Origin of the sequence: Rheinheimera baltica DSM 14885 (genome assembly GCF_000425345.1) — a bacterium.
Classification (GTDB): Bacteria; Pseudomonadota; Gammaproteobacteria; order Enterobacterales; family Alteromonadaceae; genus Alishewanella; species Alishewanella baltica.
Genome location: NZ_AUDG01000040.1, coordinates 1 through 13,145 on the forward strand (window position 1 = coordinate 1; position 13,145 = coordinate 13,145).

13 protein-coding genes are annotated in these 13,145 nt (G+C 47.7%); 7 read left to right on the forward strand and 6 right to left on the reverse strand.

Annotated elements, in window-relative coordinates:
* Together tnpA and H595_RS0113270 are read right to left on the reverse strand one after the other, a co-directional pair.
* Positions 1 to 227 (reverse strand): IS66 family insertion sequence element accessory protein TnpA (gene tnpA, locus H595_RS0113260; protein WP_240474898.1); only part of this gene is annotated, 227 nt, incomplete at its 3' end.
* Positions 228 to 520: 293 nt separating this feature from the next.
* On the reverse strand, positions 521 to 1,564 hold the full coding sequence (locus tag H595_RS0113270) for an IS110 family RNA-guided transposase (protein WP_027671648.1): 1,044 nt from the start codon (positions 1,562 to 1,564) through the stop codon (positions 521 to 523).
* A gap of 231 nt (positions 1,565 to 1,795) precedes the next feature.
* Here H595_RS0113270 and H595_RS0113275 point away from each other — a divergent pair, with 231 nt between their 5' ends.
* Positions 1,796 to 2,662, forward strand: a complete 867-nt coding sequence (locus H595_RS0113275) for a toll/interleukin-1 receptor domain-containing protein (RefSeq protein ID WP_051219894.1) — start codon at positions 1,796 to 1,798, stop codon at positions 2,660 to 2,662.
* A gap of 95 nt (positions 2,663 to 2,757) precedes the next feature.
* The gene (locus H595_RS0113280) at positions 2,758 to 3,081 is read left to right on the forward strand and encodes a hypothetical protein (protein ID WP_027671650.1); all 324 of its coding nucleotides are present in this window, start codon (positions 2,758 to 2,760) and stop codon (positions 3,079 to 3,081) included.
* 147 nt (positions 3,082 to 3,228) lie between these two features.
* On the opposite strand, the gene H595_RS0113285 is transcribed toward H595_RS0113280, so the two are convergent.
* From H595_RS0113285 to H595_RS0113300, 4 genes are all read right to left on the reverse strand, one after another.
* Positions 3,229 to 4,479, reverse strand: coding sequence for a DUF2254 domain-containing protein (locus H595_RS0113285; protein ID WP_027671651.1), 1,251 nt, complete (start codon positions 4,477 to 4,479; stop codon positions 3,229 to 3,231).
* Positions 4,480 to 4,543: 64 nt separating this feature from the next.
* Positions 4,544 to 5,650, reverse strand: a complete 1,107-nt coding sequence (gene mnmH / locus H595_RS0113290) for a tRNA 2-selenouridine(34) synthase MnmH (RefSeq protein WP_027671652.1) — start codon at positions 5,648 to 5,650, stop codon at positions 4,544 to 4,546.
* 9 nt (positions 5,651 to 5,659) lie between these two features.
* Positions 5,660 to 6,700 carry a selenide, water dikinase SelD gene (gene selD / locus H595_RS0113295; protein WP_027671653.1) on the reverse strand — a complete coding sequence of 347 codons (1,041 nt, stop codon included), beginning with the start codon at positions 6,698 to 6,700 and terminating at the stop codon, positions 5,660 to 5,662.
* A gap of 167 nt (positions 6,701 to 6,867) precedes the next feature.
* Positions 6,868 to 7,596 (reverse strand): SIMPL domain-containing protein, encoded by a 729-nt coding sequence (locus H595_RS0113300; protein WP_027671654.1) that lies wholly within the window; start codon positions 7,594 to 7,596, stop codon positions 6,868 to 6,870.
* 150 nt (positions 7,597 to 7,746) lie between these two features.
* Between H595_RS0113300 and H595_RS0113305 the strand changes: the two genes are divergently transcribed.
* From H595_RS0113305 to H595_RS0113325, 5 genes are all read left to right on the forward strand, one after another.
* Entirely contained in the window at positions 7,747 to 9,582 is a 1,836-nt protein-coding gene (locus H595_RS0113305) for a M1 family metallopeptidase (RefSeq protein ID WP_027671655.1), read from the forward strand.
* An 86-nt stretch (positions 9,583 to 9,668) separates the two neighbouring features.
* On the forward strand, positions 9,669 to 10,013 hold the full coding sequence (locus H595_RS0113310; protein WP_027671656.1) for a thiol-disulfide oxidoreductase DCC family protein: 345 nt from the start codon (positions 9,669 to 9,671) through the stop codon (positions 10,011 to 10,013).
* Between the two features lie 2 nt (positions 10,014 to 10,015).
* On the forward strand, positions 10,016 to 10,345 hold the full coding sequence (locus tag H595_RS0113315; protein WP_027671657.1) for a hypothetical protein: 330 nt from the start codon (positions 10,016 to 10,018) through the stop codon (positions 10,343 to 10,345).
* Positions 10,345 to 10,782 (forward strand): DUF3429 domain-containing protein, encoded by a 438-nt coding sequence (locus tag H595_RS0113320; protein ID WP_027671658.1) that lies wholly within the window; start codon positions 10,345 to 10,347, stop codon positions 10,780 to 10,782. The genes H595_RS0113315 and H595_RS0113320 overlap by 1 nt, the downstream gene beginning before the upstream one ends.
* Positions 10,783 to 10,871: 89 nt before the next feature.
* Positions 10,872 to 12,974, forward strand: coding sequence for a TonB-dependent receptor plug domain-containing protein (locus tag H595_RS0113325; RefSeq protein ID WP_051219891.1), 2,103 nt, complete (start codon positions 10,872 to 10,874; stop codon positions 12,972 to 12,974).
* Positions 12,975 to 13,145 lie beyond the last annotated feature (171 nt).

The following is a 13,145-nucleotide window of genomic DNA, read 5'->3' on the forward strand; positions in this document are numbered from 1 at the left end:
ACATCGCGCTTTTTCAGCAGCATTGGCTGGCTAAGCAACATGCCTTGCGGCGTCAGTTCAACAAAGCCGGTATTATCATCCTGCTGCCAGGCGAGAAGTTGCCGCTTACGATAGCTGAAATAAGTCGGGTCAATGCCTTGTTGTTTTGCAAATTCGGTTTGCGTTAGCCCACTGGCTTTATACTGGTCAAACAGCGCCAGCCACTGCTCGGTTGTTCTGCGGATCATGTGAAACCCCTGTCTGGTAGTAGATCCAAACAGGGTATGAAAACTTAGCTAAGCTTGGAATGTGTGGTTGGGGTTACGCTTACGCTTAAAGCCAGTTAGTTTCAGGCTCAGCACAGGTGCAAACCATCTTGCTGATGGTAATGCGCGGCGACAAGGTGTCTAATCAAGGCAATCTGGCTACGGCAGTGTGCCAGAAGGTGGATGTTCAGCTTATTGCTACGGGCTACCCAGCCTTCATTTGAGCATCAGCCATGGTGTTCCAGTTAGACGTTCAGCTCACCTTGTCCCGCGACTTAACCGGCTAAGAAACGTTTCTCATCGAACACCTTCTGATTTTTCAGCATGTAGTACACGCAACGGCCAATTTTATGTGCCAGTGCTGAGAGCGCTTTGGCTTTGCTCATGCGCTTTTGTAGCTTGAGTAAGTAAGATTTGGCTTTGTCGTTACCGCGCAAGTAAAGCACGGCAATCTCACCGAAGGCCCACTTTAGATGGGCATTGCCAATTTTATTACCCTGAGTGCCATAGTTTTTTCCGGCAGACTCAGCTTTACACTTAATAAGCCGACTGTAGGATGCAAAATCCTGCACACTGTTAAAGCGACTGATGCTGCCTACTTCGTAAAGTATGGTCAGTGCCAGGATGCGACCAATGCCAGGGAAGCTGGTAAGGATATGGTAATCACTACCGTTGTGGTGCTTGGCATGCTTTTCGATAAAGCATTCAATAGAACTGAGTTCATGGTTGTAAAAAGCAATGATGTTTAAATCCAAATCGATATTGCGCTGCACGAACTGATCATCAAAGCGATCCCGCATAGCTTCACGCGCGTTGGGGTAGCGTAAGTTCAGGTCATTGGGTGGTAAGTTATATTGGCTGGTGGTGTTTTTGACGTGAGCTTTTAAATCAGCGCCATGGCGGACAATACGGGTGCGGCGGCGCAGTAAGTCACGGGCAGAGCGCATTTCAGGTGGATAAACATAGGCAAGTGGGAAATTACCGCCACGGATCAAATGTGCGATTTTATAGGAATCAATGCGGTCATTTTTAGCTTTGCCGCCATGAATAGCCTTCATGTATAAAGCATGGCCTAGGATGAAATCGATACCGTGTTCAGCACAAAAGTCGCTGACCCAATACCAGCAATGCATGCATTCAACGCCCACAACAATATTACCGATGTAAGGTGCTAATAAATCAAGCAAAGGTTCTGGTAATGCTTTGATTTCACGGTGTAAGATAGTTTCACCGGCAGCATCCAGAATACAAACGTACAAAGAGCGGGCATGCAAATCAATTCCACAATAGTACGGATGTTGTGTAGTATAAAATTTCATTGGGTCTTCTCCTTTTTTGGTTTGGTCGCCTTCCAGCTTAGCCAATCTGGCAAAGCTGGGGGAGAAGGCTCAATGATTATCAAGCGCATGTTGCCGGACTGGTTTTCCGCTGCGCTCCAAACCAGCCGCAAATGCGGGCGTTATGTGCTCTAGGAGTAAATTCAGACAATTACGAATGGATTGGAAAAAATTAAATTCTTGGACGATATCGGTTCAGAGCTACAGTCTAGAATGACATTCTCTGATATAAATGCTTACTTTCGTGGACATGGTGTTCCAACGCAGGATAACTACCCCCACAATAGTAAAAGATCGTACTCTAAAGACATGCTTGCCAAAGTCGATGAAGAGTTGCTTTTCAAAATCGCAGGCGAGCTGGGGCTTGTTGACATTCCAAATGGTACTGAGGTAGTGAGAGAGGTTGGCTTCTGGAAGGCAGGGCATTTCAGGTTGTTTTTGAGTCATTTAGCTTCCTTCAAAGTTCAAACTTCACACCTGCAAACTGCGCTTAGAAAATATGCTATATCCAGTTTCGTCGCTCATGAAGATATTGAGCCAACAAAAGAGTGGCAAAGCGAGATAGAAGCAGGCTTAAAAACTATGGATGCGCTGGCAGCGATTCTTATGCCCGGATTTCAAGAAAGCAAGTGGTGCGATCAAGAAGTTGGAGTAGCTGTTGGCCGTGACGTTTTAATCATCCCAATCCGCAAAGGGCTAGACCCTTACGGATTTATTGGTAAGTATCAAGGAATCCAAGCTCAAGGAAAAACGATAGGTGACGTTGCCGAGGCGATATTTGAAACCTTGGTCAAGTCCCCAAAAACCAGAAATAAAATATTGATTTCACTTTCTGGCGCTCTTTCAAATGCAACCACAAGTGAGGAGGCTATAGAAAAAGTTGCTATTTTCAAGTCTCTAGAAGGGGTGCCTTCGGATATTTTGGAAAATCTTAAGCAACAAGTCTCCGATAATTCCCGACTTGTTGAGTCTAAAGAGTTCCTGGATAGCCTTAATTCGATGCTGAGCAAGTTTAATGTTCAGAAGATAGTAATCGGGAAAGCAGAACAGGAGAAAGAGTGGGATGACATTCCATTTTAAACCAGCACATAACAAACGCAGCCACAGCGATGGCTTTTCCGTTGCGGCTTCGCCTTCACTGCAAACCCAAGCGTTAACTACTAGGAGAAATATCGATGGAAGGTTCAGTTCTTGCTGCTGCACTGTTTGGTCTGTTTTGCGGCATCCCTTTTATGGTGATGGGTTATCTTATCGGAGTTAAACAGAAGCGTAATTTGCTTGCTAGCTGGGACGATTCATCATACTCAGATCCAGTGTTGGTAGGAAAAATAATGGGTGCTAGCGTGTTTATCATGGGCTTACTAATTTTTGCATCATGTGTCGGAGTCATAACAAATCTTTTATCTATGATACATGCTGGCGTAATTCTGTGTTTGTCAGCTGTAACTCCTTTATTGGCAGCACTGTACGTAAACGTAATGCATGAACAAGTAAAGTAGCTAAAATGCCTGTCTTGCTTCTTGATTTCAGGATCACGTTTTGCTTTTGCCAACTAGCAAAGGCAAACCTGAGATCTGCTAGATCCAAGCTGTTAAACCGCAAAAAACTCCACTAACACCCTAGTCTACTCGCCCATCACGACTGCTTTAATTATCACTCAATTGCTGATGCAGGTGTTTAAGCTGTTTCACGTCCTCTGGGTATTTCATGGCAAGTTCCGCTCTGGCAAGTGCTGCAGTAGAATGATGCAAGGCATGGCTGTGAAAGTCACCGCCCAATTTGGCTAACATAATGAAGCTTTTCTGCAAACGAATTTGCACTTCCATTATCGTGGCACCGTCACGGGCAATAGGAGCAAAAAAGTCATCAAATAAATCACCGCAATCCAAACCTATCTGCCAAACACAAGGGTATTCAATATCGGCTGCGGTGATGTCGGGTTTGCGCCAGTTACTGAGTACTCGCATACCACGACCAATAATTTCAATGGCGGTGCCAGGGTCATTAATGGCTGGCGATAACGCTTTTGACGCTATTTCTGATAGCACAATTAAACCAAAACGAGGGTCTTGGTCAAAAGTACGGTAATCTTTAATTGTTAGTGCCGTTAACAAGCAATCCGCACTGTTTTTGGCTTTGCCTTGCACCCACATAACCGGCCGGTTGGGTTCAGTAAATACGCCAGCGCGCACCACCACATAAACTTGACAATCATGTTGTTGCGCCCACTTATTAATGGCTTTGATATCAACATGTTGAATATAACCAATGGTCGTTGCCATGACAGGTTGCGCGGTTGGTGGCAGCCCAGATAAATCCGCTAACGGTTTAGCACCGTGCCAAGGTTTGGCGACATAACTCATTAAGGCCGCATAAGTTTTGTTTTCAACCTTATTTGCTGTTTCGCCTACCCGGCCAAGCCCGGATAAATGGCTTATCCATACCAGCATGGTAAAAACAATGAGCGCCACCACTAATACGGTGGTGAGGAACAACACCACGGCACCGCGTTGCGAATACAGCTGAGTATTAAGCAGAATAATGCTAACAATGCTAAATAAAAACGAGCCAACAAAAGTTGCCAATGCATTTTGCGTGGTGGCATCTTCCATCAGTAACCGGGTCGCGCGTGGCGACACGCTGTTGGTTGAGGCGCTAAAGGCGGCAATCATTACGCTTAACGAAAACGTCGTTACCGTAAGCATACTGGTAGCCAAAATGGTGAGAATTTTCTCTGCAGCCCCGGCGCCAATCATATCAGCCAGATCTGAGGGGATCTGATCCTGTATCGCAAAGGCCACTAATGCTGACAACAACGCCAAAACGGCAAAGGCTACAGTACGTACCCATAACTTGCGGCTAAGTTGCAACAGTTGCCAGCCCCATTTAGATACCATTACTTTATTCCCTGCCAGTGCCTTAACTATTTAGATAATTCAGTCTACGGCAGCGCACCTGACATTACAAACGGCTATCAAAGCCATGTTGACGCCACCAACTGAGCAATGTAGTAGCATCGCCGCGCAGTAAGATGGGTAAGTTACGTTTTTGTAGTTGGTAGTGATACATCGGATCGTAGTATTCACTTAGTAAGCGCTGTATCCATATTCGATGCAGGCTAATGTCTGCAGTCGTGCGTTGCAGCTCAAGTGCTTGGTTTAATAACTGTTGCAGTTCACTAAATAACACACCGCCTAAACGTTTGCTTATCCGCGCTAAACCCTGCTGAAGCATATCGGCAAACACTGTAAAGCCCTGCTCCGCATCGTGCTGTAGCGCTTCGGCAAACAAGTTTACAATGTAGTCTTGCAGAATAACCTCTACCCGCACCGCCAACGGCTCTTCTAACAATAATATTGGGCTACGTTGCATGCTTTGATAAAGCGGATGCGGAATATTGCGCTGCCCAATCAGCAGACTCTCATCTTCTAACAGTAAATAGGCTGGCCGGGGATGTTGTAACTGCAAGATAGCGCTGGCCAGGTCATGTTCAAAACTAATTTGCGTGGGCTGCGGTGACAATTTGCGGCCAAACGCTGAACCGCGATGGTTAGCCAGCCCTTCTAAATCAATAGCTTGCAGTTGATGTAATAAGCGGGTTTTACCACTACCCGTGGGGCCCGCCAGCAGCAAAATAGGCTGGGTGGAAGCATGTTCAATAACGTTAATAGCCGCGCGACGTAAGGCTTTAAAGCCGCCTTTTACCTTGGGGTACATAACACCCGCATCGGCGAGCCATTGCTGGGCAATTTGCGAACGTAAACCACCGCGGGCACAGTACAGCATGCCGTTGGGGTGTGCGGACGAAAATGCCTGCCAACTGGCAACTCTTGCCTGTTTAATGTCGCCGCATACCAGTTGATGCCCTAAAGCAATAGCCGCTTGCTGGCCGTGCTGCTTGTAGCACGTCCCCACCGCCGTGCGCTCGGCATCATTCATTAACGGCAGGTTTTGACTGTGGCTAAATGCGCCTTTTGTAAACTCAATCGGTGCACGAACATCAAGCAGCGGCAAACGTTGTCGCAGTATGGCGTCGTAGTTATCGGATAATGGCAAAGACACTGACATAGTGACTAGTTAACGCACACGGATTAGATGGCCTGGTAACGCGGGGAATAGCTCGCCAATTGGATTCAGCGTTAAATCGTGCTCGACGGCCAAATGAATAAATGCCGCTTCAGCTTCGGGACTGACCGCAACCAGCAAGCCGCCGCTGGTTTGCGGATCGCACAACAGGGCTTGTTGTTCTGGGGTTAATGCTGAAATTTTACCGCCATAACTGGCAAAGTTGCGCTTGCTGCCACCGGGAATGCAACCCAGTGCAATATAATCGCCAACACTAGGCAATACCGGCACCGTATGAGTGTCCAGTACGGCGCTTAGGCCACTGCCCTCGCACATTTCGACTAAATGGCCAAGTAAACCAAAACCGGTGACATCGGTCATCGCTGATATCCCCTCGAGCTTAGCGATGTCGGCACCAATCTGGTTTAACTGCACCATGCTATCGCGTGCCAGCATATTGTGTTCAGGTTTTAACTTTTTTTGCTTTAGAGCTGTAGTTAAAATGCCCACACCCAGGGGTTTGGTTAAATACAGTCTATCACCTGCTTTAGCGGTATCGTTGCGGGTTAAATGTTGCTTGGCAACCCGCCCGGTGACCGCCAGGCCAAAAATGGGTTCTGGCGCATCGATACTATGGCCACCCGCCAGCATAATGTTAGCGTCTTTACAGGTTTGACGCGCCCCTTCAAGCACTTGCTGTGCTAGCTCAGCCGGCAATTTATTCACCGGCCAACCCAGAATAGCAATCGCCATAATCGGCGTGCCACCCATGGCATAAATATCGCTAATCGCATTCGTCGCGGCAATGCGACCAAAATCGAACGCATCATCAACAATAGGCATAAAGAAGTCGGTTGTGCTTAATACGGCCGTACCGTCTCCCCAATCGTAGGCGGCTGCGTCATCTTTACTGCTATTACCAACCAGCAAATTAGCATCTGAGAAGCTAATATTGCTTTGTAGAATTTTATCTAATACTTGCGGTGAAATTTTACAGCCACAACCGGCGCCGTGGCTGTATTCTGTTAACTTAATGCTGGAGAAGTCAGGCATAATAAGGCTTTGCTAATGCACAATAGCGTTAACATAACCAAAGCCATACCTAAGCACAAGGGCCTGGCTTAAATACCCAGTGTGTAATTAACCCCCTTGCGCGCTAGCGACTAACACTCGGCGCTCAGAACCTTATAGCCGTTTTCACCGCTTTATTTACAATATGCCTAAGGCGTAATTTTATAAATAACATTAACGGTTTTGTGTAACGTAATATGCCGCGGTAGCACCAAACTTGGCCCAGCGTCTGCCATTTCAACGCTTTTACGCAACATGCCGTAACTTACGGCACCGCCGCCGAAACCAAAATCGCCAGCCAGCTGGCCAAAGCCGGTACCTTCTGTGATAGCAAATACAGTTGATAGTTTTACCCCCTGCGCACCCGCCAAGTGATTTGCCCGTTGCCTTGCATCGGCTCCGGCCTGCTCACTCAGTTTACGTTCAACTTGCTCCCGTTGGCTGCTATCAAAGCTGCCCTGGATCGAGAACACTTGCGGCTGCTTAAACAGGTAATCCATGATAGCAACATAATGGGTTAACTGGTTTAACGTTACGCTGATGGGCTGGCTGGCTTCATAACCTGTAATCGTTCTGTCCTGATAATCTTTATACATCGCCTCTTTGTTAATTTGTGCCGCATCAACATCGGTGTCTGTAACGCCGTGTTTGGCAAGAAATTGCATCAAATCATGCCCTTGTTTATACACCGCATCGGTGGCGGCATCTGCTTTTGCTGCCGTTTGACGAATCACAAACTGGATTTTTGCCTTATCCGGCGCAACCTCTAACCGGGCTTCACCGGTGACATTTATAAAAGGAAAATCAGGTAACGGGCTGGCACTAACATTGGCGGTAAAGCCTAACGTAGCAGCAGCGATGATCAATGCACGTTTCATAAATACCTCTTCAAACTAGCTGGGATGATGGAAACCTTAGTAGCGTATTACAGCAAAAGTAACGCCATTAAGTTGTCATTATTTGTAGCCTTGTGTTTGCGACAACTTTGCCTTTACACTGCGGCATCTGTTCGTTTTAAGGAAAAACGCATGTCTTTAAAATTATTGTCTCTTGCCTTTGGCTTACTTAGCAGCTCTGTGATGGCAACCACCGATACCTATACTTATGCCAACTACGACGACGTAGTCGTAAAACACCTGCATCTGGATTTAGCCGTTAACTTTGAGCAAAAAGCCCTTAGTGGCTTTGCCGATCTGCAATTAACGTGGTTGAATAACAACAGCAACACCATTGACTTAGACACACGCGATTTAGTCATTGACCGCATTTATGCTAAACGCGCCGATGGCAGCTGGCAAAAAGTACCGTTTAATTTGGCAAAACGCGATGAGGTTTTGGGCAGTAAACTCAGTGTTACGCCCTCGTTTCGTGCAGAAACCTTGCGTATTTACTACCGCTCTACCGATAAAGCCTCTGGCCTGCAATGGTTAACGCCAACGCAAACCGCCGGCAAACAGCTGCCCTTTATGTTTAGCCAGAATCAGGCTATTCATGCCCGTAGCTGGATCCCTATTCAGGATACGCCCGCCGTGCGTATGACCTACGACGCCCGTATTACCACACCCGACAATATTTTAGCCGTAATGAGTGCTAACAATGAGCCGGAAACCGCGCGTGACGGCGATTACCACTTTTCGATGCCGCAAGCTATTCCACCCTACCTTATTGCGATTGCCGCCGGCGATCTGCATTTTAAAGCCATGAGTGATCAAACCGGCGTCTACTCTGAGCCTTATATTCTGGATGCGGCCACCAAAGAGTTCGCCAGCACCCAACAAATGATAAATGCCAATGAACCCATTTACGGCGATTACCGTTGGGGCCGCTATGACTTGCTCATTTTGCCACCTAGCTTCCCATTTGGTGGCATGGAAAACCCGCGCTTGTCGTTTATTACCCCAACGGTTGTCGCAGGTGACAGCAGCCTGGTTAATCTTATAGCGCACGAACTGGCACACTCATGGTCTGGTAATCTGGTCACTAATGCCAGTTGGCGCGATCTGTGGTTAAACGAAGGTTTTACCTCCTATGTTGAAAACCGCATTATGGAACAAGTGTTTGGCACAGACCGCGCCGTAATGGAGCAAGCGCTGTCGGTACAGGATTTAAAAGCTGAACTGGCAGAACTGCCTGCCGACGACAGCATATTGCATATCGATTTAAAAGGCCGCGATCCGGATGATGCTTTTAGCGGCGTACCTTACGTTAAAGGACAACTGTTCTTAATGTTTTTAGAGCAGAAGTTTGGTCGTGAACGGTTTGACAGCTTTGTTAAAAACTACTTTGATCAGTTTGCTTTCCAAAGCATCACCACCGACACCTTTATCAAATACCTGCAACAACATTTATTGCAAAAATACCCTGGTATTGTAAGTGACGCCGAAGTACAGCAATGGATATTCGAGCCAGGCTTACCCGCCTCCACACCGGCGCCGGTATCTGGCGCCTTTGATAACGTCTCCGCGCACATTACTAGCTGGCTAAACAACAGTAGCAGTTTGGCACAACTGCCTACCAAAGCGTGGACATTGCATGAGTGGTTATATTTTATCAATAACCTGCCGTTAGATATGCCATTAGAGCGTATGTCACAACTGGATGCTGCCTTTGATTTAACCCATTCAACCAATGCCGAAATTGCGCATGCCTGGTATCTGTTAGCTCTGCGTACGGGGTATCAGGAAATCACCCCGGCATTGGAGCAATATTTAATCAATATCGGTCGTCGTAAGCTTATTGTGCCGTTATATAAGCAACTGGCAGAGACTGCCCAAGGTATGACTTTTGCCCGTGCCGTGTACGCCAAAGCGCGGCCTGGGTATCACCCTCTGGCGCAGGGTACGGTAGATGAGCTGTTAAAGTAGTTTAATCAAGCCCTTATTTATAGCGCACTGATCTAAAGCCCACAGACCGCGTATTTGCTGAAAGTGGGCTTTTTTATGGGTAAACAATGCAAAAACTGTTTTATGACGGCAGCTGTGCGCTATGCCAGCGTGAAATAAACTGGTTGGGGCCAAAATTGACACCCCATCTTGAGCTGGTGGATATTAGCACTGAGAGCTTCAGCGGCTTTGCCGGCGTTAGCAAAGCCGCCATGATGCAGCAAATTCATTTGTGGCAGCATGATCATTTTTTAATTGGCATTGACGCGACACTGCACTATTGGCAGCTGGCTGGCCATAGCTGGATGGTAAAGCTGCTACGCTTACCACCTTGTTATTGGCTGGTAAAAAAAGCCTATGCTTACTGGGCAACAAAACGCAGTAATTGCGCAAACGGCGATTGCACACTGTAACCATGCGACGGCGAACCTTAACCAAACAAAGCGCTGCAACCGATGCGCAAATCTTACGCCTGCATAGTGCCATGGCCGATAAGTTACTGGCAGAGCCCCAGCGACTGGGGCAAATATTAAACACGCTTGAACAACGTTATCAGGCCGGTTTACTGCGACATAGTGGCTACATTCACTGGTTTAGTATTTTGGATTGTATTGATCAGCCGGAGTTGTTTAAAGCAGCACTGCTGGATAGCGGCGAACGGATGAATAAACTGCGCCGGCGCACAGTGCTTGTTGGCATTTTAACCGAAGATGAGCGTCAGGCTATTTTAATGGAGAACGTATAATGTCACGCCTATCCGTATTGGGTTATGCCGGTTTAATTCCTTTTATTACCCTGCCGCTATTGTACCTGTACCCTTTTTACTTGAGTGCAGACCAGACACTTGAGCTCTATAGCTTTTACAGCGCACTGATATTAGGTTTTATGGCCGGTGTTTTGTGGCCGGTGCTACACAGCAACGCTGTAAAACCGTTAAAAAACCAACGCTTGGCACTGGTAGCAGTAACCTTTCCGGTACTTAGTATCTTTACACTGCTACTTGCCAGCGAATACTTTTTGCCGGCCCAGGCTTGCTTGTTTGTGTTATTGCGTCTGGCAGAATACCGCAGTGGAATAAACCGGCAATACCAAACCCAATACCGCGCCCTGCGTAACCATCTGACAGTAGTGGTTTGTATCAGTCATCTGCTGCTGTATTACCTGCTAACAGCAGCAGGCTAACCCGACATGCTGCGACAATATGTCACACCCGCATAACAGCTTGAATTTATTACACTAGCAGCCGCACATTTTTTGTTAAGGACTGCTATATGTTTTACGAGCCCCACGCCATACAAAGCCACCAATGCCCTGCATGGCGCTACTCTGCCATTAGTCTGTTACTGTTAATTTCTTGCAGTGCGCTGGCTCAAGCTAGCAACACTGAACTGGAAGTGATTGAAATTAAAGGTATAAACTGGCAAACCAACCAGAGCAATAGTGAGCAGTTATTGCGCACCAAAGGCGTTGATTTCTCTGCCGCAGGTGGAGTTTCAGCCTTGCCGCTGTTAAACGGCATGATGGGCAACCGCATTAAAGTATTAATTGACGGCAGCGATATCGGCGCGGCCTGCGCCAACGAGATGAACCCGCCGCTATCGTATATTTCTGCCAATCAGATAAATGCTGTCACAGTGGTAGCCGGTATTTCCCCGGTGAGTATGGCTGGCGATAATATCGCCGGAGTTATTAGCGTCAGCAGCATTAACCCTACTTTTACAGACAGTGCCAGCCTATCTCACCAACAAAGTTACCTTGGCAGCCGTTATCAGAGTAATGGCGACGCAGTTAATATTACTGGCGGCACGGAGTTTTCCAGCAAACAATTCAGCCTGAAATATGACGGTGCCTATAGCGATGCCAACAGTTATCGCGATGGCAACGACGATAAGGTGCCAGACACCTTGTACCGCGCGCAAAACCATCAGTTGGTTGGCGCCTGGCAGGATGGCAAAGAGCAGTTGGCGGTAAAACTTAGCCATCAGTACATCCCGTTTCAAGGCTTTGCCAATCAGTATATGGACATGACAGAAAACCAGAGCTTTGGTGCTACGCTGCAATACAAGCGTCCTCTGGCTGATGGAGACTTACTGGCGCGGGTAAACTGGCAAGGCATTAAGCACGAAATGGGCTTTTTTACCGCAGAAAAGCCCGGCACCATGCCGATGCTGACCGACAGTGACGATTACAGTTATCAGTTGCACTGGCAAACTATGCTATCAAGCGCAAGTTCGCTAAAAGTCGGCCACGAGTTTTATCAGTTCCGTTTAAACGATATCTGGCCGGCAGTACCAGGCTCGATGATGATGGGCCCGAACGATTACATTAATATTAATGATGGTAAACGCCAACGACTGGCGGTTTTTGCCGAACTTAACCAGCAATTGACGGCAAAATTACTACTTAACTATGGCGCGCGACTGGAGCAGGTTAGCACCAATACAGGTACAGTGCAGGCCTACAGCAATATGATGATGGGCATGATGGCCGCCGATGCAGTAGCCGCGCAGGCGTTTAACCAGCAAGACCGCAAGCAGCGCGATACGCTGGCAGATCTGACTTTTTTGGCTGGTTATCAGTTGGATGATGTGCAGCAACTGCAGTTTGGGCTGGCACAAAAAAACCGTGCGCCTAACCTGTATGAACGTTACAGCTGGGGTCAGGGCCAAATGGCCATCAGCATGATTGGCTGGTTTGGTGACGGCAACGGCTATATCGGCGATATTAACCTGAAGCCCGAAACAGCCCGTACAATAAGTGTCGCTTATCTGTACAGCAGTGACAATGCGATGCTGCAACTGCGGCCATTTTACACCAAGGTAGCGGATTTTATCGACGTGAACATCGCCGGTAGCTTTAATACCGGCGACAACCTGCGCCACCGGCTGCAGTTTGTTAATTTAGATGCCACCTTGTATGGTATTGAAGCCAGCGGCCAATGGGCTTTGGGCGGTAATACTTACTTTGGTCAATGGCAATTGCAGGCAGATGCCAGGCTAAACCGCGGTAAGCGCGACAGCTCCGATGACCCACTTTATCAGCAGCGACCACTAAATAGCACGCTTAGCCTGCAGCATCAGCTGGGTAAGATGCAAACAAAGCTAACATGGCAATGGCAGGATGGCAAAAACCGGCTAGATAGCCGCCGGCTGGAAAACCCCACAGCCAGTTACGCCTTATTGGATTTTAACAGCCAGTGGCAACATAAGCAGCTAACCCTAAGTTTTGGTATCAGCAACCTGCTGGATAAAGACTATGAGCTACCTCTGGGCGGCGTAAATATCGCTGAATACCGCCAGGACAACAGCAACGGCTTCAGCCAGCTAAAAGGCGCGGGCCGTTCGGTAAGTGCTGGTATCCGTTATAGTTTTTAGGAAAATAAGAGCGCGTAACTATTACTACACCTAGGCGGCACCTTCAGCCGTGCGCGGTATTCTGTCGGGAAGTTGGGGCTATCCAGTAAGCGGCTACAATAAGGCAGTTACAACGTAGCGGCACCGCCTACTACCAGCAAGCGCGCCACTTTGCCCCTAGTTGCTGCGTTA

Coding starts and splice junctions, on each gene's coding strand:
- H595_RS0113270 (WP_027671648.1), bottom strand. CDS start 1,564: ATGAAATTTTATACTACACAACATCCGTACTATTGTGGAATTGATTTG.
- H595_RS0113275 (WP_051219894.1), top strand. CDS start 1,796: ATGACATTCTCTGATATAAATGCTTACTTTCGTGGACATGGTGTTCCA.
- H595_RS0113280 (WP_027671650.1), top strand. CDS start 2,758: ATGGAAGGTTCAGTTCTTGCTGCTGCACTGTTTGGTCTGTTTTGCGGC.
- H595_RS0113285 (WP_027671651.1), bottom strand. CDS start 4,479: ATGGTATCTAAATGGGGCTGGCAACTGTTGCAACTTAGCCGCAAGTTA.
- mnmH (WP_027671652.1), bottom strand. CDS start 5,650: ATGTCAGTGTCTTTGCCATTATCCGATAACTACGACGCCATACTGCGA.
- selD (WP_027671653.1), bottom strand. CDS start 6,700: ATGCCTGACTTCTCCAGCATTAAGTTAACAGAATACAGCCACGGCGCC.
- H595_RS0113300 (WP_027671654.1), bottom strand. CDS start 7,596: ATGAAACGTGCATTGATCATCGCTGCTGCTACGTTAGGCTTTACCGCC.
- H595_RS0113305 (WP_027671655.1), top strand. CDS start 7,747: ATGTCTTTAAAATTATTGTCTCTTGCCTTTGGCTTACTTAGCAGCTCT.
- H595_RS0113310 (WP_027671656.1), top strand. CDS start 9,669: ATGCAAAAACTGTTTTATGACGGCAGCTGTGCGCTATGCCAGCGTGAA.
- H595_RS0113315 (WP_027671657.1), top strand. CDS start 10,016: ATGCGACGGCGAACCTTAACCAAACAAAGCGCTGCAACCGATGCGCAA.
- H595_RS0113320 (WP_027671658.1), top strand. CDS start 10,345: ATGTCACGCCTATCCGTATTGGGTTATGCCGGTTTAATTCCTTTTATT.
- H595_RS0113325 (WP_051219891.1), top strand. CDS start 10,872: ATGTTTTACGAGCCCCACGCCATACAAAGCCACCAATGCCCTGCATGG.